Source organism: Mesorhizobium sp. LNHC229A00 (assembly GCF_000502415.1).
Taxonomy (GTDB): Bacteria; Pseudomonadota; Alphaproteobacteria; order Rhizobiales; family Rhizobiaceae; genus Mesorhizobium.
Map to the genome: position 1 here is coordinate 1 of NZ_AYWQ01000134.1, position 743 is coordinate 743.

The window sequence follows — 743 nt, forward strand, 5'->3', positions numbered from 1 at the left end:
CTCTATGGCGCGACGGATTGGGTCTTCAATCCGACCAAGAAGATCGTCGTCATCACATGGGATGGGGTCGGGGCGTCGGCGACAGAGGTGACGCTGTCCGTTTTGAACGGCTTTGCCCGTTCGTGCTTCTATGATGAGGAAAGCGATTCCGTCATCATCACCACGACCTCCGGCAGTATCTACGTCTACACGCCCGATCTTTCGACGTTGTTGCGGTCGAAGGTCAACAGCTTCAGTCTGACCTACACAGATCCGCTGCTGTCGAAGCGGATGAAGCTGGCGTCCGACCAGATCGCGATCAAGGTCCAGACCGGCACCGGCATTACCAACGATATCTACATTTACCGGGTTTCGGACCTGAGCGAAGTCGATCACATCGACGCCGGCACCTCGTCATGGGACGACGCCGGTGCATCGAACAGATATTACGTCGGGTTCAATGAGCGCTGGCAGGCGGCGGTCACGATGACCGACGTCAACAACGATTCGACGAGGATCTGGTATCTGCCGCGCGCCCAGGTGGTGCCCGTTCCCCTGTCGGACGTTCTTGAGGCCGAATGCCGTTTTGTCGGGCTGACCGCTGACGCCTCCGCGGTCCTCAACACGATCTATGGCTATGGCGATCGCGCCGGGACACCCCCACGCGGTGTCATCGAAGATCTTGCCCGCGTCAATTTCGTCGATTGGGCGCAGATCGATGGTGTCCAGACGTTCTTCCCAAGCCAGACCGCTCCGTTCAGGAC

Annotated in this window: 1 protein-coding gene; it reads left to right on the forward strand. The window is 59.0% G+C overall.

Annotated elements, in window-relative coordinates; all coding sequences use genetic code 11:
- Positions 1 to 743: hypothetical protein (locus X742_RS1000000175170; RefSeq protein WP_032925214.1), on the forward strand; the 743-nt coding region annotated here is incomplete at both ends.